This window comes from Nonomuraea sp. NPDC003804, from assembly GCF_040610675.1.
In the GTDB taxonomy this organism is placed as follows: Bacteria; Actinomycetota; Actinomycetes; order Streptosporangiales; family Streptosporangiaceae; genus Nonomuraea.
This window is the reverse complement of record NZ_JBEXMT010000025.1, coordinates 70,467-91,683: the sequence shown is the minus strand read 5'-3', so window position 1 is coordinate 91,683 and position 21,217 is coordinate 70,467. Positions and strand designations below refer to the sequence as shown.

General features: G+C 73.3%; 10 protein-coding genes. 6 read left to right on the top strand and 4 right to left on the bottom strand.

Annotation, left to right across the window (positions count from 1 at the left end; translation table 11 throughout):
• Position 1: 1 nt before the first annotated feature.
• Genes ABZX22_RS30620 through ABZX22_RS30605 form a run of 4 tightly spaced genes read right to left on the bottom strand, consistent with a single transcriptional unit; the run spans position 2 to position 4,409 of the window.
• Positions 2-1,465, bottom strand: a complete 1,464-nt coding sequence (locus ABZX22_RS30620) for an APC family permease (RefSeq protein ID WP_354915412.1) — start codon at positions 1,463-1,465, stop codon at positions 2-4.
• A gap of 22 nt (positions 1,466-1,487) precedes the next feature.
• Positions 1,488-2,111, bottom strand: a complete 624-nt coding sequence (locus ABZX22_RS30615; RefSeq protein WP_354915409.1) for a flavin reductase family protein — start codon at positions 2,109-2,111, stop codon at positions 1,488-1,490.
• On the bottom strand, positions 2,108-3,220 hold the full coding sequence (locus tag ABZX22_RS30610) for a hypothetical protein (protein ID WP_354915406.1): 1,113 nt from the start codon (positions 3,218-3,220) through the stop codon (positions 2,108-2,110). The genes ABZX22_RS30615 and ABZX22_RS30610 overlap by 4 nt, the downstream gene beginning before the upstream one ends.
• A 10-nt stretch (positions 3,221-3,230) precedes the next feature.
• Positions 3,231-4,409: a cytochrome P450 gene (locus ABZX22_RS30605; protein WP_354915404.1), complete on the bottom strand. Its 1,179-nt coding sequence runs from the start codon at positions 4,407-4,409 to the stop codon at positions 3,231-3,233.
• Positions 4,410-4,806: 397 nt separating this feature from the next.
• Between ABZX22_RS30605 and ABZX22_RS30600 the strand changes: the two genes are divergently transcribed.
• From ABZX22_RS30600 to ABZX22_RS30575, 6 genes are read left to right on the top strand one after another with little or no spacing between them, the layout of a single operon-like run.
• On the top strand, positions 4,807-9,267 hold the full coding sequence (locus ABZX22_RS30600) for an amino acid adenylation domain-containing protein (protein ID WP_354915401.1): 4,461 nt from the start codon (positions 4,807-4,809) through the stop codon (positions 9,265-9,267).
• Positions 9,268-9,280: 13 nt separating this feature from the next.
• Positions 9,281-9,478, top strand: a complete 198-nt coding sequence (locus tag ABZX22_RS30595) for an MbtH family protein (RefSeq protein ID WP_354915398.1) — start codon at positions 9,281-9,283, stop codon at positions 9,476-9,478.
• Positions 9,475-12,729: an amino acid adenylation domain-containing protein gene (locus ABZX22_RS30590; RefSeq protein ID WP_354915395.1), complete on the top strand. Its 3,255-nt coding sequence runs from the start codon at positions 9,475-9,477 to the stop codon at positions 12,727-12,729. The genes ABZX22_RS30595 and ABZX22_RS30590 overlap by 4 nt, the downstream gene beginning before the upstream one ends.
• Before the next feature lie 12 nt (positions 12,730-12,741).
• Positions 12,742-14,034 carry an LLM class flavin-dependent oxidoreductase gene (locus tag ABZX22_RS30585; RefSeq protein WP_354915392.1) on the top strand — a complete coding sequence of 431 codons (1,293 nt, stop codon included), beginning with the start codon at positions 12,742-12,744 and terminating at the stop codon, positions 14,032-14,034.
• On the top strand, positions 14,027-15,733 hold the full coding sequence (locus ABZX22_RS30580) for a fatty acyl-AMP ligase (RefSeq protein WP_354915389.1): 1,707 nt from the start codon (positions 14,027-14,029) through the stop codon (positions 15,731-15,733). Before ABZX22_RS30585 ends, ABZX22_RS30580 begins: the two co-directional genes overlap by 8 nt.
• Positions 15,730-21,210 carry an SDR family NAD(P)-dependent oxidoreductase gene (locus ABZX22_RS30575; protein ID WP_354915386.1) on the top strand — a complete coding sequence of 1,827 codons (5,481 nt, stop codon included), beginning with the start codon at positions 15,730-15,732 and terminating at the stop codon, positions 21,208-21,210. Before ABZX22_RS30580 ends, ABZX22_RS30575 begins: the two co-directional genes overlap by 4 nt.
• Positions 21,211-21,217 lie beyond the last annotated feature (7 nt).

Genomic DNA, 21,217 nt, shown 5'->3' with positions numbered 1-21,217 from the left:
CTCACGGCTCCCTGTCGGCGCCGAGCCCGATGCCGGCGTACACGTCGGGGCGGCCGGCACGGACACGCAGCGCCCAGACGACGCCGGCGACGGCGGCCAGCGGGTAGATCGCGGGCAGGATCCAGCGCCAGGGCGAGCCGGGGCCGACGCCGAGCACGGTGTCGAAGTTGCCCACCCCGAAGGCGAGGACGACGCCCAGCGCGCAGCCGGCCAGCCCGGGGGCCACCAGCCGCCGCCAGAGGTTCTCGATGCCCGGCCGCCGGGCGAAGAAGACGATCACCGCGACGGAGGTGACGACAAGCAGGGCAAGGGTGCCGAACCCGCCGAAGCTGCCGACCGCGACGAAGAGCTGCCGGACGGGGTCGAGCCCGGCGGCCGCCCACAGCACGATGACGAGCAGCGCGGCCCCGCTCTGGGCCAGGGAACCGGCCACGGGTGCGCCGCGCCGGGAGGTGCGCGCGAAGACGGCGGGCAGGGCGCGCTCGCGCCCGAGGGCGAAGACGTAGCGGGCGATCGCGTTGTGGAAGGCGATCAGCGAGGCGATCACGCTGGTCGACCAGACGATGTAGGCGACCGAAGCCGCGCCCGCCCCGGCGTTGGCGCCGAGCAGGTTGAAGAACAGCGCCGAGCTCTCTGCCTGGGAGCGCGCCACGACCTGGCCGGTGCCGGTGGAGACCGCGGTGCTCCAGGCCGACAGGGCGTACAGGCCCGCCAGGACGGCCAGGGCGAGGAAGGTGGCCACCGGAATGGTCCGCGCCGGGTTCTTGGCCTCCTCGGTGAAGACCGCCGAGGACTCGAAGCCGGCGAAGGAGGCGATGGCGAAGACGAACAGCGCCCCCACTCCCGGCACGAAGAGCTGCTGCGGGCTCAGCGGCGCGAGATCCAGGCCGCCGGCGGCCGGGTTGAGCAGGTTGGCGGCGTTGAAGAGCAGCACGACGGCCAGCTCGCCGAGCAGCAGGACGGCCAGCACCTTGCTGTTGACGTCCACGCGCAGCATGCCGAGCAGCGCGACCACGGCCCAGGCCACGAGCGCGACCGCCCACCAGGGCACGGTCAGGCCCGACAGTTCGGCGACCAGGGGACTGGTGGCGGCGCCGACCAGCCCGTAGAGGCCGATCTGCAGTCCGTTGTAGGCCAGCAGCGTCATCCAGGCCGCACCGACCCCCAGCGGCCTGCCCAGCCCCTGCGCGACGAAGGCGTAGAAGGCGCCCGCGTTCCGCACGCGGCGCGCCATCTCCAGATAGCCGAAGGAGAACAGCGCGAGAACCGCGCCCAGCAGCAGGAAGGCCAGGGGGAGGCCGAGCACGCCGGTGATGGCGTAGGCGGCCGGCACGCCGCCGGCCACCACGGTGAGCGCGGCCGTCGCCGAGATCACGAAGTAGACCACGGCGGGGATGCCGAGGCGGTCGCTGGCCAGGCCCCGCGCGGCCGGCCGGAGTCGGGGTGGTCGGTCGGTGATCGTCATCGGGCAGCTCCGTGGGTGTGCGTCACGTGAACACGTGTGGTGCGGGTTCTTCCTCGGGCGTCATCTCGGGGCTGAGCCGCCCGTAGCGCCGGGACAGCCGGAGCACCGGGTCCAGCAGCGCGCTGTCGACCCGCCCGTCGTCCCACACGCTGGGCTCCACGTGGATGTGCACGACCCGGCCGATCACGAGGTTGCCGTTGCCCACGGGGTGCACGTCGACGAGCCTGCACTCCATGTGCGCCTTGGCCTCGGCGACACGGGGCGCGCGCACCACGGCCGACGGCGCCGCGGTGACCCCCACCTCGACGAACTCGTCCAGCTCCGGCGGGAAGGACGAGCCAGAGCGGTCGAGCATGTCGAGCAGGCTGCGGTCGGCGACGTTGACGACGAACTCCCGTGTCGCGCGGATGTTGCGCAGGGTGTCCTTCTCGCCGATGGAGCTCACGGCGATGTGCGGCGGGTGGTCGGCGACCAGGCTGAAGTAGGAGTACGGCGCCAGGTTGCGCCGGCCCGACATGGACTGCGTCGACACCCACGCGATCGGCCGCGGCACGACGAGGGAGGTGATGAGCTGGTACAGGTCGGGCTTCGGCAGCGCGTCGGGGTCGATCTCCCGGCCCGTGGCGAGTGTCGGGGACACGGTCATCTGGTCGTCACCTCATCGGGTCTGCGGCTTGTCGCGGTCACCCAGCGATCGCCGAACCGCATGTACTGGCAGTAGGCCGCGGCACGCAGGTGCCGCATCTTGCGCAGCGTGCTGGCGGCGTTCTGGACGGTCGTGCCCGGCTGGACCAGCGAACGCTCGCCGCCGACCATCGTGTCGGCCACGATCACGTGCCGCTCCAGGTCGATCAGGTCGGCTTCCAGCACGGCGTTCCTGGCCTCCGCGAGGGCCGGCGCGCGCGCGGCGAGCTCGTCGTAGGGGGCCGCCAGCTCCTCCAGGAGGCGGCCGAGCGCGGCGCGATACCTGCGGTGCTCGAGCTGCATGACACCGGTCAGGTTGGTCCGGACGTGCGGCGGGGCCATCGTGGGCCGGACCACGTCCAGGTAGTAGCGGGCGGGGAAGGCGCAGGAGTGCACCATGGCCGCCGTGAACCCCCTGACCAGCACGGCCGCCTGGTCCATCGCCGCGGCGGCGGGCTCGTCGCGGCCGTCGCGGGCCAGCTCCGCGGCCCGGTCGAGCCGTTCGGCCGCGAGCAGGTTGAGCAGGAAGTAGTAGTGGTGGGCCAGGAACCAGCGGTCCATCCAGTCGCCGCCGGGCACGTACCACGACTCCGGCGCGCCCTCGGAGGAGGGGTCGGCGAGCTCGTGGCTGGGCTGCGGACGCAGCAGCTCCATCACCGTGATCATGCTCTCGACCTCGCACAGGAGGTCGTTCGGGTCGAGCATGGCGACGTCGAGGTCGGCGAGCATGCGGGAGATCAGGATCGCGGCCGTCGTGGCCTGCTGCTCGGCGGTGAGCGGAGCATGCCGGATGCGGAAATAGTCCGAATGCACGGGCACGGGGGGCGGGTACGCCGACGGATCAGGCAGCGGGACGGCCGCCGCCAGCGACCTGGCCACGGCGTCGGTGGCCGCCGCGGCCTGCCGTACGGGCCGGCCCGAGCCTGAGCCGACGGCGGCCACGACGGCACGCAGGGCGGCCAGGCCCTCCGCCCAGAGCCCGCACAGGGAGGGGCGGAGCAGGGCGGTGGCACGCTCCACCGGGTCGGCCAGCAGCGCCATGGGGACGGCGCTGCCATGGCGGGTGTTCATGGCCTCTCCCTCACCCGATCGTCGCGGACACCCGGCCCAGGCTGACCGGCATCCGGGACAGCCCGCGCAGCGTGGCGTTCTCCCACCACTGCAGCTCGCCCGCCAGCCGCACCTCCGGATAGGTGCGGAACAGCGTGGTGAGCACGACCCGGCCCTCGATCCTCGCCACGGCGTTGCCGAGGCAGGAGTGGGTGCCGCGGCCGAAGCCCAGGTGCGGGTTGGGGTGCCTGGTCAGGTCGAGCTCCTCGGGCCGGTCGAAGCGCTCCGGGTCACGGTTGGCGGCGGCGAGCACGGTGACGACGAGGTCGCCGCGGCTGATCTCCCGCCCGCCGACCTCGGTGTTTTTGGTGCACATACGGCTGACCACGTGGACCGGGCCGGAGAAGCGGACCAGCTCCTCGACCGCCGTGTCGACGTCCTCCAGCGTCCCCTCCAGCAGCTCGGGGTGCCTGAGGAGGGTGGTGACGGCGTTGCCGAGGAAGCGCGCGGGCACTTCGAAGCCGGCGTGCCAGAAGGCGCGCAGCGAGTTGCACAGCACCTCGTCGGAGTAGTCGAGCTGGCTGCGGTTGTCGGCCACGTAGGCCGAGATGCCCTCGGTGGGCTCGCCGGCCAGCCACCGGGCGACGTAGTCGCTGAAGGCCTCGCGGGCCGCCAGGCCGGCCTCCTCGCTGTCGGGGTCGAGCCCGGCGTCCATGCTGCGGTGCAGCTGGTCGTTGCGCCGGCGCCACTCCTCGTCGGCCTCCGGCGGCGGCATGCCGACCAGGCGCGAGATGGTGCCCAGCGTGAACGGCGTGGCGAAGTCGTGCACGAAGTCGAAGGTCTGCCGGTCGCGCAGGCCGTGGAGCAGGACCTCGGCCCGCTGCCAGGCGTCCCGCTCCAGCTCGCCGAAGTCCTGCGCGCGCATCGCGTCGATGGCGAAGTGCCGCAGCGGCGTCTGGTCGGGCGGGTCCAGGGTCTGCAGGCTGAGCAGCGGCCCGGGGGTGGGCACGCCGACCTTCCTGAAGTCGGTGGTGAACAGGTCGGGGTTCTTCAGTGCGTGGGTGCAGTCGGCGTGCCGGGTCAGGATCCACGCGCCGAGCTGCTCGTGCCAGTAGACCGGATCGGTCTCCCTGAGCCTGCGGTAGATGGGATACGGATCGCGGATGACTTCCGGGTCGAGCGGGTTGAACAACTCGTCTCGCTTGCTCACGGCGACCTGCCCATCCGGCCTGAGGGCCGACTCTGATTCGTGCGGCGGTGGCGGGAATCGCGGCCCGAATTCCGGTAATTGATTCAGGCCGCGATCCACCGGTTTTCATTAGTGGAGGTAACGCACGTCGATCCCCTCCTCTCCGGTTCCCGGCAGGGCTTGGAAGTCGAGGATGTAGGGCGTGATACCGCCTCCGCATAGCCCTCATCATCGAGCGCCAGCACCTCGGATTCTTCGGACCATCAACCGATCCCGTCAAGAAACTCAGACAGATCTTTCGATCCCCTTCAGATACGCAAGAAGTCCGTCAGGAACGGCCGTACGGCATTTTCACTTATTAATGTGACCAGAACTGGATAGTCCAATGAATTGCGCCCGACAGAGAGGACGCGGTGCGGTGTCAACAGTTGCCGATGAGGTCGGCCGGCTATCGGAACAAGACAAACGCGCGCTCCTGGCACAGCTCCTCGGCCAGGACGGTGACCAGGGCGGGGAACGCCTGCTACCCGCGCAGCGCCGCTACTGGGTGTTGCACCAGATGGCTCCCCAGCTGCCCACACACGTCGTCCGCGTGCTCGAGGTCGGCGGAGAGCTGGACCACGAGGCGTTGCGGTCGGCGCTGGCCGCACTCACGGACGCGCGCGAGGAACTGCGGGCGCGCTTCCTGTCGATCGAGGGCAGGCCGGTACGGCCCGTCGCCGACGCAGGGACCGTCGCGCCGGAGCTGAAGACCTTCTCTGTCGCCGACGCCGAGGAGCTTCGCAAGGTCAGGCACCGCGAGGCCGGCCGCCCCTTCGACCTGGAGACGGCGCCGCTGCTGCGGGCGGCGGCCATCAGGGTCGCGGAGGACCGGCACGAGGTGGTGCTGACGGCTCACCAGGTGGTCTGCGACGAGGTCGCCATGGACCTGATCGTCGGCCAGTTGCTGGAGGCCTACGACGCCGTCCGGCGCGGCGAGCGGCCCGAGCCGCAGCCCAGCGGGATTCCCTACGCCAAGGTGGTCGACCGCCAGCGGGCCTGGCTGCGCACCCCGCTGGCGCGCCGCCAGCTGGCCTTCTGGTCCAAAGCGCTCGCCGGGATCACGCCCGTCGACCTGCCCACCGACCACCCCAGGCCGGTGGGGCGCATGCCGTCCCTGCGCGGCGCCAGGCGAAGCCGTACGCTCGGCGCGCAGGCCGCGCGCGGCGTCGGCGAGCTGGCCGCGCGGTGCGAGGCGAGCAGGGCGTCGGTGCTCCTGGCCGCCTACGCGGAGGTGCTGGGCCGCTACACCCGCGAGCGTGACATCGCCGTCGGCATCCCCGCGCCGGGGCGCGACCACACGCAGAGCGAGATCCTCGCGCCGCTGGAGAACACGCTCGTGATCCGCGCTTCCCTGGCCGACGAGCCCACCTTCGAGGAACTGGTCCGCAGGGTCCACGCTGCCTGGGCCAAGGGCCGCGACCACCAGCTGATCCCGTTCGAGCACATCGTCGGCAAGGTGCAGCCCGACACCGACCTCGGCAGGGCGCCGTTGCACCAGGTCCGGTTCGTCCCCCACCAGGCGGCCGAGCCGCGGCGTTCGGGCGGCGCCACCTGGACCGCGACCCCGGCCGATGTCGGGCTGTCCGCGTTCGACCTGAGCGTGCACCTCGTCGAGGGCGCCGACGGCGGCCTCGACCTGCACGCCGACTACAGCACCGAGCTGTTCAAGCCGGACAGCGTGGACCTGGTGCTCGGCCACATCGAGGTGCTGCTGGCCGCCGCGGCGGCCGATCCCGGCAGCCCGAGCCACCGCCTGCCCATGCTCTCCGACCGCGAGCTGGACACGGTGATCGAGCAGTGGAACCGCACCGACAGCCCCTTCCCCGGCGACCGGTGCCTGCACGAGCTCATCGCCGACCAGGTGGCGCGCACCCCCGACGCGCTGGCCGTGGTGGCGGGACCCGACCGGCTGACCTACCGCGAGCTCGACGAGTGGGCCGGTCGGCTGGGCAACCGCCTGCGCGCCGAGGGCGTCGGCCCCGAGACCCTGGTCGGCGTCGTCGCCGGCCGGCGGGTGGCCACCGTGGCGGCCTTCCTCGGCGTGCTCAAGGCGGGCGGCGGCTACGTCCCGCTCGACCCCGAGCAGCCGACCGAGCGCACCCGCGCGATGATCGCCGACGCGGGCATCAGGATCGTCGTCGTCACCGACCCCGAGGCCGCGGCGCCGCAGCCCGAGCCGGGCGAGGCGTGGATCGACGTCCACGGGGTGGGCGAGGAGTCCGCGGACCTGGCGCCGGCGGACGTCGACCCGGCCAACGTCGCCTACGTGATCTACACCTCGGGCTCCACCGGGCAGCCCAAGGGCGTCGTGGTCCCGCACCGCCAGATCGTCAACTCCACGCTGGCGCGCGGCGCCGACGGCCGTCCCGCCCCCGAGGCGTACGCGATCCCGGTCTCCCTGACCTTCGACGCCTCCGCCGCCGGGCTGTACTGGACGCTCGTCAGCGGTGGCCGGATCGTGCTGCCCAACGAGGACGAGGTCGGCAACCCGGCGCTGCTGGCCCGGCTGGTGCAGGCGGAACAGGTCACGCACATCACCCACATGCCCTCCTACTACCAGCTGCTGCTGGCGGCGGGCGGGCGCAAGCTCATCTCGCTGCGCGACATCTCCGCCGGAGGCGACGTCTTCCCCTCGCAGCTGGCCGTCGACCACTACCGGACGCTGCCCTGGGCCAAGCTCTACAACGACTACGGGCCCACCGAGGTCACCGTCTGGGCGACCGCGCAGCTGGCCAAGGCGGACGAGGACGGCGCCAGCGTGCCGATCGGCCGCCCGATCCAGAACACCAGGATCTACCTGCTCGACGAGGAGCTGAACCCGGTCCCGATCGGGGTGCCGGGGGAGATCCACGTCGCGGGCGAGGGCCTGGCCCGCGGATACGTGAACGCCCCCGGCCAGACGGCCGACCGGTTCATCCCCGACCCCTTCTCCCCGGCCCCGGGCGGGCGGCTCTACCGGACCGGCGACCTGGCCAGGTACCTGCCCGGCGGGCAGCTGGAGTTCATCGGCCGGGCCGACACGCAGGTCAAGGTCCGCGGCTTCCGGATCGAGCTCAGCGAGGTCGAGAACGCGCTGCAGCGACACCCCGAGGTGCTCAGCGCGGTGGTCGACGTCCGGCGCAACCTGGCCGGCGACGAGAACGAGCTGATCGGCTACGTGCTCCCGGCGGAACCCGGGCGGGAGGTGGACACCGAGCACCTCGCGGCGCACCTGCGCACGATCCTGCCCGACTACATGATCCCGGCCACCATCGTCGTGTGCGAGCGGTTCCCGCTGAACGCGCACGGCAAGGTCGACCGCAAGGCGCTGCCCGACCCGCAGGTGCGCACCGTGACGGTGCCCACCGAGGCCGTCCCGCGCAGGCGCATCGAACGCGAGATCGCCGAGGTGTTCGCCGAGGCGCTCGGGCTGCCAGGGGTCGGCCTGCACGACGACTTCTTCTCCTTCGGCGGCAGCTCGCTGCAGCTGTCCAAGGTGGGCGCCAAGCTTGCCCAGGTCTACGGGCTGGAGCTGCCGCTGCACGCGCTGTTCAGCACCCCGACCGTGGCCGGCGTGGCCTCCCGCATCGAGCTGTTCGAGCGCGAGGGGTTCGAGGGACTGCGCGCCACCCGCGACCCGGCCGACGACCTGGACAGGGAGGCGTTCCTGGAGGAGTCGATCACCGCGGAGAACCTGCCGCTGGCCGACATCTTCTCGCCCAGGGCGGTCCTGCTCACCGGCGGCACCGGCTACTTCGGCGTCTTCCTGCTCGACCAGCTCATCGCGCAGACCACCGCGGACATCTACTGCCTGGTGCGGGCCAAGGACGCGGCCGCCGGGCTGGCCCGGCTCAAGGCCAGCTGCGAGCAGTACGAGGTGCCCTGGGACGACCGCTTCGACCGGCGGGTCAAGGCCGTCAACGGCGACCTGGGCCGGCCGCTGTTCGGGCTGTCGCCCGAGCAGTTCGACGACCTGGCCAAGCTGGTGGACGTCATCTACCACAACGGCGCCCTGGTCAACTTCTCCATGCCGTACTCCGCGCTCAAGGCCCCCAACGTGGACGGCACCGTCGAGATCCTCCGCCTGGCCTCCCGCTACAAGGCCAAGCAGGTGCACTTCGTCTCCACGATCGACGTGTTCATCGCGGGCCACATGACCCGGCCCTTCCTCGAGGTGGAACTGCCCAGCAAGCCGCCCCAGGTGCCCTTCAGCTACCCGCAGAGCAAGTGGGTCAGCGAGAAGATCATCCTGAAGGCCAAGCAGCGGGGCCTGCCCATCACGATCTTCCGGCCGTCGATCATGATGGGGCACCCCAAGACGGGCGCCTGCCACGCGCAGAACTACGTCCTGACGGCGCTGCGCGGCTTCCTCGAGTTCGGCATCCTGCCCGACTACGCCGAGTCGATGAACGCGATCACGCTCGACTACGCGAGCGCGGCCATGGTGCACGCCTCCCGGCAGGAGTCGTCGGTGGGCAACATCTTCCACCTGTGGAACACCGACGCGATCTCCCACAACATGCTGTACCCCTGGATCCGCTCCTACGGCTACCCCTTCGAGGTCGTGCCGTTCGACGAGGCGCTTGAACTGGCCATCAACGCCGGTCCCGACCACCCGATCTACCCGATGGTCCCCGTGCTCCTGCTCTACTCCAGCGGCGACGCCGGCGTGGAGATGACCATGGAGACCGAGGACGCCATCGACAACCGGCTGGAGTGCGTCAACCTGCTCGAGGCCATCAAGGGCACCGGCTGGGAACCCGCGCCGCTGAACGAGAAGTACATGCACGACTGCCTGGACTTCCTCGTCAGGCACGGCCAGCTCGACCCGCCCGACCGTTACCCGCGCAAGCGCTGACAGGAGAGGACCGATGAGCGACATCGACGCCGCCACCTTCACGGTGGTGGTCAACCACGAGGAGCAGTACTCGGTCTGGTGGGCGGACCGGAGCCTGCCGGCCGGGTGGCGGGAGGCGGGCTACCGCGGCACCAGGAGCGAGTGCCTGGCCCACATCGACCAGGTCTGGACTGACCTTCGTCCCCTCAGCCTCAGGGAGCGGTCACAGTGAGCGACGCGAAGCAGGGCTCCGAGCTGTCGGAGCTCAAGGCGGCCCTGCTTCGCCAGTGGCGTGAGGGCAGGGTCGCGGCACCGGCGACACCGGTCATCCCGGTGCACGGTCCTGGCCCCGCGCCGCTGTCGTACGCCCAGCGCCGCCTGTGGTTCCTGGACCAGCTGACCCCCGGCTCCTCCGCCTTCAACCTCAGCCACTGCGTGCTGCTCGACGGCCGGCTGGATCCGGCCCTGCTCGCGCGGGCACTGGACGACCTGGTGGCACGGCACGACACGCTGCGCACGGTGATCAGGGTCGTGGACGACGAGCCGCTCCAGATCGTGGACGAGACGGCCAGGCCGTCCCTGGAGACCGTCGACCTGCGTGACCTGCCCGCCGCGCAGGCTCTCGAGGCGGCCCTGAGCAGGGCGAGGGCGGCGGTGGACGGGCCGATGAACCTGGCCGGCGGCCCGCTGGCCCGCCTCCTGCTCATCCGGCTGCCCGAGCAGGACATGCTCGTCATGGTCGTGCACCACATCATCGGCGACGGCTGGGCGCTGGCCGTCGCCCTGCTGGAGCTGTCGTCGGCCTACCAGGCCAGGGCCGCGGGCAGCGCCCCCGTGCACGACGCGCTGCCGATCCGCTTCGCCGACGTCGCCGCCCACGAGCGCCGCAGCGGCGGCCAGGCCGGCGACCTGGCGTACTGGCGCGACCGGCTGGCCGGGATCAGCCCGCTCCGGCTACCCGCGGACGAGCCCCGGCCGCCGGAGTTCACCACTGCCGGCGACTGGCGGGCGCTGCCGTTCCACGACGACGACGACGCCCTGATCCGCGCCGCCGCGCGCGCGGCCAACGCCACGCCGTACATGGTCCTGCTCACCGCGCTGGCCGTCCTGCTCAGGCAGACGACCGGGGTGCGGGACATCGCGATCGCCGGCGTGGTCGCGGGCCGGGACCTGCCGGAGACGCGAGGACTGATCGGCAACCTGACCAACACCGTGGGGCTGCGCGTCGACGTGGAGACCCGGCAGAGCTTCCACGAGCTGCTGGCCTCCGTCAGGCGGACCTGCCTGGAGGCGCTGGAGCACCAGCACGTGCCCTTCGACCTGCTGGTGGAGGAGCTGGACCTGCCCAGGGACGCCTCGTCGAGCGGGCCGTTCCCTGTGACGTTCGTGATGCAGCCGCCCTCTCCCGTCAGCGACTTCGCCGGCCTCCGGTTGGAGCCGGTCCAGCTCGGCTGGCGTACCGCCCGCGCCGACCTGGAGTTCTTCCTCTGGGAGCGGCCCGCCGTCCACGGCAGCCTGGTGTTCCGCGCGGACCTGTTCGGCCCGGACACCGCCGAGCTGCTGGCGCGCCGGTTCGTGGCGACGGTGCGGACGCTGCTCGCGCGGCCCGACACGCCGATCGCCGAACTCGACCTGCCCTCCGCCGAGGAGCGGCGGGAGCTGGCCCGCCTGGCGACCGGCCCGCGGCGGGAACGGCCGCCGGTGTGCCTGCACGAGCTGATCGCCCGGCACTGCCGCGAGCGGCCGGAGGCGGTCGCCGTGACCGGCGCGCTGACGTACGGCCGGCTGGACCGCCGGGCCAACCGGCTCGCGCGACGCCTGACCGAGCTGGGCGTCGGGGCGGAGTCGATGGTCGCCGTGTGCCTGGAACGCTCGCCCGACCTGGTCGTGGCCGCGCTCGGGGTGCTCAGGGCGGGCGCGGTCTACGTCCCGATCGACCCGGCGCACGGCCCGCGCCGCCGCGCCGAGGTCCTGGCCGACAGCGGCGCCACCGTCGTGATCGGGACGGCGGCGCCCGACCTGGTCCTGGACGAGGACGAGGACGACGCGCCCCCGGACGTCCCCGTGGCACCGGAGAACCTGGCCTACATGATCTACACCTCCGGGTCGACCGGCACGCCCAAGGGCGTCGAGATCAGCCATCGCGCGGCGGTGAACTACGTGCACTCCCTGTCCGAGGTGCACGGCATCGGCCCGGACGACGTGGTCGGCGCGGTCGCCAGCCCCGCCTTCGACGCCTCGATCGCCGAGATCTTCGGCACCCTGGCGCTCGGCGGCCGGATCCACCTGGTCGATCAGGACGACCTCGGCGACGGCCTGGAGAACGCGTTGGCCGAGGGCGGCGTCACGGTCCTGTCGGCCACCCCGACCCTGTGGCGGCTGCTGCGCCCCGGCAACCTGCTCCTCACCGCGCTGGTGGGCGGCGAGCGGGTCAGCCGGCGGCTGGCCACCGAGCTCGCGGCCACCCAGCGGGCGGCCTGGACACAGTACGGTCCCACCGAGACCACGGTGTGGGTGACGGTGGCCGCGCTCACCCTCGACTCCCCGGTTCCGCTGGGCGAACCCATCGCCAACACCCGGGTGCACCTGCTGGACGAGGAGCTGAGGCCGGTCCCGATCGGGGCGGTGGGCGAGATATGCGTGGGCGGGGTCGCGCTGGCCAGGGGCTATCACGGCCGGGCGGCGGCCACGGCGGAACGCTTCGTGCCCGACCCGTTCGCCACCGTGCCGGGCGAGCGCCTCTACCGGACCGGCGACCACGCCCGCTACCGCCCCGACGGCACCCTGCAGTTCATCGGCCGCAACGACGACCAGGTCAAGGTGCGCGGCCACCGGGTGGAGCCGGGCGAGATCGAGGCGGCCATCGAGGCCAACCCCCGGGTGCGGGAATGCGCGGTCGCCGTCCAGGACGACCTGCTGGTCGCCTATCTCGTCAGCACCAACAAGGCCCTGTACGAGGACACCGAGCTGATCCCCGCGGTGCGCAGGCGGCTGCGCGAGCAGCTGCCCGCCTACCTCGTGCCCGACCGCTTCGTGCTGCTCGACGAACTGCCCAGGACCCGGACCGGCAAGACCGACAGAGCGCGGCTGCCGGCGCCCGCCCAGGGAGAACGGACATCCGGCACGCCGTACGTCGAGCCGTGCACGGAGCTCGAGATCGAGCTGGCCACGCACGTCGCCGAGTACCTCGAGGTGGACCGGATCGGGCTGCACGACGACTTCTTCGACCTGGGCGGCAACTCCATCCGCGCCGCGCAGCTGGTGGTGCACCTGCAACGCCGCTACGACGTCGAGCTGGTGCTCCAGAAGGTGTTTCGTACCCCGACGTTGCAGAACCTGGCGCGGATGATCCAGGAGGACCTCGACCGGCGGCGGCAGCTCGCCGACGAAGGGGAACGCATCCGTTCCCTGGTCGAGGAGGTTCCGGCGGACCGGCTCGACGCGTTGCTCGCGGGCCTGCTCGGCGAGCGAGAACAGAGTTAACGGAGGTGAGCCATGCGGTTCGGCATGTTCTTCGAGCTCCAGCTGCCCCGGCCCTGGCGCCAGGACAGCGAGCAGGAGCTGGTCTCCAACGCCCTGGAGTGGGCCGAGCTGGGCGAGGCCGCGGGCATCGAGTACGCCTGGGCGCAGGAGCACCACTTCCTGGAGGAGTACTCCCACTCCACCGCGCCCGAGGTGTTCCTGGCGGCGGTGAGCCAGCGCACCACGCGCATGCGGCTGGGGCACGGCATCACGCTCATGCCGCCCGCCTACAACCATCCCGCCCGGGTGGCCGAGCGCATCTCCATGCTCGACCTGGTCAGCGGCGGGCGGGTCGAGTGGGGCACGGGGGAGTCCAGCTCCCGGCTCGAACTGGAAGGCTTCAGGGTCAACTACATCGAGAAACGCGCCATGTGGGCCGAAGGCGTGCGCGAGGCGGCCCGGATGATGACGGCCGAGCCGTACCCGGGCTACCAGGGTGAGTACTTCTCGATGCCGCCGCGCAACGTGGTGCCCAAACCGGTCCAGCGGCCCCACCCGCCGCTGTGGGTGGCCTGCACCAACCGCGACACGCTCAAGCTGGCCGCCCGGCTCGGCATGGGCGCGCTGACCTTCTCCTTCATGGACGCCGGGGAGGCGCGGTTCTGGGTGCGGGAGTACTACGACACCTTCAAGCGCGAGTGTCAGCCCATCGGGCAGACCGTCAACCCCAACATCGCGATGCTGGCCGGGGTCATGGTCAACGAGGACGGCGACCTCGCCCGCGCCCGCGGCGTCGAGGGGCAGCAGTTCTTCAAGTGGGCGCTGGCGCACTACTACCGGTTCGGTGCGCACGTGCCGGGCCGTACCAACCTGTGGGAGGAGTTCAAGCGCACCGAGCCCGAGCCGATGGCGGGGCTGGGGGCGGTCGGCACCCCCGAGGAGGCGGCCGAGCACTTCCGCGGGCTGGAGGAGGCCGGGGTGGACCAGCTCATCCTGCTCCAGCAGGGCGGCCGGTACGAGCACGAGCACATCTGCGAGTCCCTGGACCTGCTGGGTCGCCGGGTGCTGCCCGAGTTCGCCGAACGGCACACCGAGCGCGAGCGGGCCAAGCAGGCCGACCTGGCGCCCTACATCGACAAGGCGATGGACAGGGTCACCCCCATCGAGGACGCGCCGCCCCCGGTCGTGGAGTCCTATCCGCGGCTGTGGGAACGCGACGGAGTCACCGTGCAGCAGGTGGGCACCCAGCGCGCGCTGGACGCCGCCTCGCTGTGGCGGCTGCACATCGGCGGCGCGGGCGGGGGAGAGAGGCCGGCTCATGGCTGACACCCTGGTCGGGCTGGTCCGTGAGCGTGCGCAGGCCGGCGGTGACGGACACGCCTACGGCTTCCTCGTGGACGGGGAGCAGGACCTCAGGTCGATGACGTACGGCGAGCTGGAGCAGCGGGCCGCCGCGATCGGCGCGCTGCTCGGCGAGCGCGTCGCCCCGGGCGGGCGGGTGCTGCTGGTCTTCGAGCCCGGCCTGGACTTCCTGGCCGCCTTCTTCGGCTGCCTGTTCGCGGGCGTGGTCGCGGTGCCCGTCTACCCGCCGGCGCCCGCGCGGCCCGACGCCGGGCTCGCGAGCGTGGCGCGGGTGGCGGCCGACTGCGGCGCCGAGGCGGTGCTCGCCTCCCCGCTGACGGTCGCCCTCGCCGAGGCCGCCGCGGGCCTGGACGGGCTCCGGGGGCTGCCGTGGCTGGTGCCCGACGGACGGCCGGCGGACGCGTGGCGCGCTCCCAGGGTCCGGCCCGACACCGTGGCCATGCTCCAGTACACCTCCGGTTCGACCGGGTCGCCCAAGGGGGTCGTGCTGCGCCACCGGCACCTGCTCGGCAACCTGGCCTCGATGGACTGGTTCACCGGCCGTCCCGCCACCGGGACGGTGGTCTCGTGGCTGCCGCTCTACCACGACATGGGCCTCATCGGCACCGTGATGTACCCGCTGTTCCGCGGGATGCCCTGTTACCTGATGTCCCCGATGCACTTCCTGCACCGGCCGCTGCGCTGGCTGGAACTCATCAGCAGGGTCGGCGGCACGATCAGCGGCGGTCCCAGCTTCGCCTACTACCTGTGCACCCGGCGGGCCGACGCGATCCCGCAGGACCGGCTCGACCTGTCCAGCTGGGAGGTCGCCTTCAACGGGGCCGAGCCCATCAACCCGGACGTGCTGCGGGCCTTCGAGGCCGCCTTCGCGCCCAGCGGCCTGCGGCCGGGCACGGTGGTCGGCTGCTACGGCCTGGCCGAGGCGAGCCTGATCGTGACCGGCGCGCGGCGCGGCGAGCCGAGGTTCGCCCATGTGCTGCGCGGGGAGCTCGGCGAGGGCAAGGCGGTGGAGTGCGACTCCGCCGACCCGCGCGCGGTCGAGCTGGCCGACGCGGGTGGCCTGCCTCCTGATCACGACGTGCGGATCGTGGACCCCGGGTCGGGACGGGAGCTGCCCGACGGCGTGGTGGGCGAGATCTGGGTCGCGGCGCCCGGTGTGGCCGACGGCTACTGGCGCAAGCCCGAGGAGACCGGGGCGGCGTTCGGCGCCCGGCTGCCCGCCACGGACGCGGGCTACCTGCGCACCGGCGACCTCGGGGTGCTGCGCGACGGGCGGCTGTTCGTCACCGGCAGGCGCAAGGACGTCGTGATCGTCCGTGGCCGCAACGTCTACCCCCACGACATCGAACGGGTGGCCCAGCAGGTGGACCGCCGCCTGCGTCCGGGCGGCGGGGTGGCGTTCTCGACCCAGGGGGCGGACGGCGAGGGCGTCGCGTTGCTCCAGGAGGTCACCACGCGGGATCCGGAGGAACTGCGCACCCTGGCGACGGCGATCGCCGGGGCCGTCCTCGCCGACCAGCAGGTGCCGATCTCGCGGCTGTACCTGGTGCCCCCTCGCAGCGTGCTCAAGACCTCCAGCGGCAAGCCACGCCGGTCGGCGACCAGGGACGCGCTGCACAACGGAGACATCACGATCTTGCACACGGACGGTGATATCTCGTGAACCGGGATGATCTGCGGGAGTGGCTCGCCACCCAGGTCGCCGAGCTGGGCAGACGGCAGGACGCCGACCCCGAGCAGACCTTCGCGGCCAACGGCCTCGACTCGGTGCGCGTCGCCGAGCTGGCCGAGCGCATCGGCCGCCGGCTGGGGCGGCCCATCGACCCCGCCCTGCTGTTCGAGCACTCGACGATCGCCGCGCTCGCCGCCCACCTGAGCCGCCTCGACGGCGGCGGGGACGCCTCGGCGCCGCGGCCCGTCGGCGGCTGGGCCGTGCCCGCTTCCGGTTCCGTGCCCCGGGGCGCCGCCACGGCCGCGACCGGCCCGGCCCCCGGCCCGGTCGCCGTGGTCGGACTGGCCTGCCGCATGCCCGGCGCGGCGGACGCCGAGCAGTACTGGAACCTCCTGCTGACCGGCACCGAGGCGGTGCGGGAGGTACCACAGGACCGGTGGCCCGACGGCGTGGCCGACCCCGACCCGGCCGCACCCGGAAGACTGATCAGCACCCGAGGCGGTTTCCTGGACGGCCTGGCCGACTTCGACGCGGCCTTCTTCCGCGTCTCGGAGGCGGAGGCGCTGCGCATGGACCCGCAGCAGCGCCTGCTGCTGGAGACCAGCTGGGACGCCATGGAGGACGCGGGCAGCCCACCGGGCCGCCTGAGGGGCTCACGCACCGGGGTCTTCGTCGGCATCGCCACCGGCGACTACGCCCACCGCCAGGTGTCCGACCCCGACCGCATCAGCGTCCACACCACGACGGGCAACTCCTTCGCGGTCGCCGCCAACCGGCTGTCGTACTTCTACGACTGGCACGGCCCCAGCGTCGCGGTGGACACCGCCTGCTCCTCCTCGCTGGTCGCCACCCACCTGGCGATCCGCGCCCTGCGGGCCGGAGACTGCGACCAGGCCCTCGCCTGCGGGGTCAACGCGCTGATCGAGCCGGAACCCTCCATCGGGCTGAGCAAGGCGGGCATGCTCGCCCCCGACGGCCGCTGCAAGCCGTTCGACGCCTCGGCCAACGGTTACGTGCGCGGTGAGGGTTGCGGCGTCGTCGTGCTCAAGCGCCTGGAGGACGCGCTGGCCGCAGGGGACCGGATCTACGCCGTCCTCCGGGGGAGCGCGGTGAACCAGGACGGGGCGTCCAACGGCCTCACCGCCCCCAACCCGGCCGCCCAGCGCGCCGTCCTGCACGAGGCCTACGCCGATGCCGGGCTGGCCCCCGCCGACGCCCGGTACGTGGAGTGCCACGGCACCGGAACCCCGCTCGGCGACCCCATCGAGGCCGGCTCGCTCGCCGCGGCCCGCGGTCCCGAGGCGGGCGAGTGCCTGATCGGCTCGGTCAAGGGCAACATCGGGCATCTGGAGGCCGCGGCCGGAGTGGCCGGGCTGATCAAGACGGTCCTGGCTGTGCACCACGGCCTCATCCCGCCCAGCCTCCACTACTCCACCCCCAACCCGCGCATCCCCTTCGACGAGCACCGGCTCCGGGTGGCCACCCGTGCGGCGAACTGGCCGGACGGGCGTCGCCTCGCGGGCGTGAGCAGCTTCGGTTTCGGCGGGACCAACGCGCACGTCGTCGTCGGCGAGGCTCCCGCCACCGCGCCGGCGGCCCCGAGCGCGGGCCCCCTGCTGCTGCCCCTCACCGCGCGCGGTCACGACGAGCTCGCCGAACTCCTCTCCCGTACGGCCCGCCGCATCGACTCCGCCGACGAGCCGGAGATCCTCGCGGTGGCCGCCACCATGGCCACCCGGCGCACGCACCACCGCCCCTACCGGACGGCCGTGGTCGCGGGCGGTCCGGCCGAGCTGCGCCAGGCCGTCGCCGCGGCCCGGCCCGAGGAGGCGTCCCCTGTCCCCGCCGCGCCGCCGCGCGTCGCCTTCGTCTTCTCCGGCCAGGGCAGCCAGTGGCCCGGGATGGCCCGCGGGCTCCTGACCGGCGAGCCGCTGTTCCGCTCGGTGATCCGCCGCTGCGACGAGGCGGCGCGCGAGCTGCTGGGCTGGTCGATCGAAGCGGCGCTCGACGGCGGTGAGCCGGTGGACCTCGAGCACACCGCGGTGGCCCAGCCGCTGATCGTGGCGGTGCAGATCGCCCTGACCGAGCTTCTCGGCTCCTACGGCATCGTGCCCGCCGCCGTGGCGGGGCACAGCGTGGGCGAGATCTCCGCCGCGGTGGCCGCCGGTGAACTGGACCTCGAGGCGGGGATGCGGCTGGCCGTCGCGCGCGGGCGGCTCATGGCCGAGGCCGCACCCGGCGGCGGCATGCTCGCCGTCGGCCTGCCCGTCGCCGAGGCACGCCGGTGGTGCGAGGACGGCGTCGAGGTGGCCGCGGTGAACGCGCCCACCGCCACCGTGCTGGCCGGCCCGGCCGCCAGGCTGGCGGAGGTGGCGCGGGCCCTGACCGAGGCGGGCGTCTTCGCCAGGCGCCTGCCCGTCGCCTACGCCTTCCACTCCGCGTCGATGGCGCGGGCCGCCGAACTGCTCGACGCCGAGCAGGCCGGGTCGGCCGGGCCGGCCGAGCCGGAGGTGCCGCTCTATTCCACGATCACCGGCCGCCGCGTGACGGTGACGGACGGCGAGCGGTGGGGCCGCGGCGTCCGCGAGCCCGTCCTGTTCGCCGACGCGGTCACCGCCGCGCTGGACGACGGCGTGGACGTGCTGCTCGAGGTCGGGCCGAAGCCGGTGCTCCAGGCTTCCCTGCGCGCCCTGGCCGGAACCCGCGCACGGGTGCTGACCTGCGTCGACGACGGCGATGGGCAACAGCTCGCCGTGCTGCGCACGCTGGGCGCGTTGTTCGGGCTGGGCGCGGCCGTCCGGTGGCGGCGCCTTTACCCGTCCGGCTCGCCCGTCGTGAGCGCCCCGGTCACGCCGTGGCGCCGCCGCCGCTTCTGGCTGGACCGCCCCGCGGGCGACCGCCGCGCCGGCGCCGACCCGCTGCTGGGCGGCGCGCTGGACCTGGCCACGTCGCCGGGCCACACGATCTGGCAGGGCGACCTGGACCCGGTGACGCTGCCGTACCTGTCCGACCACAAGGTCGGCGAGCAGGTGGTCTTCCCCGCGGCGGGCTACGCGGACCTGCTGCGCCGCGCGGGCGGGCGGCACGAGGCGGTGGCGGGGCTGCGCCTGCACCGCCCGCTGGTGCTGGTCGGCAGACGCCGTCTGCAGACGACCCTCGACAGGGAGCGGCGGACGGTCACCGTCCACGCCCGCGATGACGACGGCCAGTGGCGCGAGCACGCGGCCGGACGTCTCGTGGCCGCCCCGCCCGCCCCCGCCCCCCTGGACCTGGCGCGCGTACGGGCACGCTGCCCCCACGAGGTCGCGGGCGCCGAGCTGTACGAGCTGCTGCGCCGGCACGGCCTCGACTACGGGCCCGCCTTCCGCGGGGTCGAGCGGGTGTGGAAGGGAAGCGGCGAGGCGCTGGGCGTGCTCTCCGGCGGCGGGGATCGCGTCCGCCTGCTCGACGCGGCCTTCCACGTGGTCGCCGCGCTCGTGGACCCGGGCCGCGGCCCCGCCCTTCCCGTCGCCGTCGAGGAGCTGACGTGGTGGGCCGAGCCGGACGCGGCCACCCACGTGCACGTGACGCTCGGAGCGTCGAGTGGCGCGGAGCTGACCGCGGACCTCGACCTGACCGGTGAGGACGGGGCGCCGGTGGCCCGCGTCACCGGGCTCACCCTGCGGCGTGCCGTCCTGGACCCGCAGGCCGCCCGCCTGCCCGGACTCCGGCTCTACCAGGTGACCTGGCGCCCCCGGCCCGTCCCCGCGTGCCCGACCGGCCTGTTCCCCGACGGGTGGGTGGTGATCGCCCCGCCGGGGGAGCGGCTGGCCGACCGGCTGGCCGAGCGGGCGGGATTCCGGATCTGCCGCACGACCGGAGATCTCCGGCTGGACGCCGGGGAACTGTCGATCGACCCGGGCCAGGCCGGCCACTACCGGCAGCTCGTGCACCACCTGACGGCCACGGGCCCGCTGCGCGGCGTGATCCACCTGCCCGGCGCCGACGCGGACACGGGGACGCTGTCGGCCGCGCTGCTGCTGCGGGCGCTGTCGTACGGCATCGCCGGGCAGACCCCGCGGGTGCTCTTCGCCACCACCGGCGCCCAGCCCGTGGGCGGGCACCCGGTGCGCGACCCGTTCGCCGCGGCCGTCTGGGGGCTGGCGAAGGTGATCCCGCTGGAGCACCCCTCGCTGGAGTTCCTCTGCCTCGACCTCGACCCCGACGATCAGGACCCGGTGTCCACGATCCGCGAGGAACTGGCGGCGCAATGGGCGGACGCCGAGGTCGGGTACCGCTCCGGCCTGCGGTACGTCAGGCGGATCGCGCCCGACGACGGGCCGGTGGGCCCGCCGGTCCCGGTCCGTGCCGACGGCGGCTACGCCATCACCGGCGGCACCGGCGCGCTGGGCCTGCGGGTGGCCGCGCACCTGGTCGAGCTGGGCGCCCGCCGGCTCGTGCTGATCGGCAGGACGGCACGCGAGGGCGCCGAGGTGTCCGCCTGGCGGGCGCGCGGCGTGGACGTGCGCGTCCTGGCCGCGGACGTGGCCGACCGTCGCCAGCTCGACGGCGCGCTGCGGCAGGCCCGGGCCGGCGGGCCGCTGCGCGGCGTCGTCCACGCGGCCGGGCTGCTGCACAACGGCCCGCTGCTCGACCTCGAAGCCCGCGGGGTGCAGGACGTCTTCGGCCCCAAGGTGTCGGGCGCCCGGCACCTGCACGAGCTCACCTCCGGTGACGACCTGGACTGGTTCGCCCTCTTCTCCAGCGCCGCGGGAGTGCTCGGCTCGCCGGGCCAGGCGGGGTACGCGGCGGCCAACGCCGTCCTCGACGCCCTGGCCCACCACCGCAGGGCCGAAGGCCTGCCCGCGGTCAGCTTCGACTGGGGACCCTGGGCGGCGGGCATGGCCGCCGCCTGGGAGACCGACAACGACCGCGAGCTGCGCACCGCGGCCAGGGCCATCCTCCCCGACGCCGGGGCGGCCGCGTTCGCGAGCCTGGCGGCAGGGGAGCGCGCGCAGCCCGTGGTGCTGCCGTTCGACCTGCGGAACCTGGCGCAGTTCTACCCATCCGACACGGGCCGGTCGTTCCTGTCCGAGATCGCCACGGCCGAGGTGGACCGGCTGCGGTCCATCGGCACGCAGTCCTCGCACCGGCCCGACCTGGCGACGGAGTACGTCGCGCCGCGCAACGACCTGGAGCGGCAGATCGCGGCGATCTGGCAGAAGGCGATGAGCATCCAGCCCATCGGCGTCCGGGACGGATTCTTCGAGCTCGGCGGGGACTCGGTGATGGCCAACCAGATCCTGATCGACGTCAACCGCGCCCTGGGCGTCACCGTCTCGCCGGAGCGGGCCTTCGACGACTTCTCCATCGCCAACCTGGCGGTGCTGGCCGAGCAGGAGATGCACCGGCTGCTGGAATCACTCACCGACGAGGAGGCCGAACGGCTGCTGGCCCAGGGCAGGGCCGCCCACAGCACGAGCACCTGAGCCGACG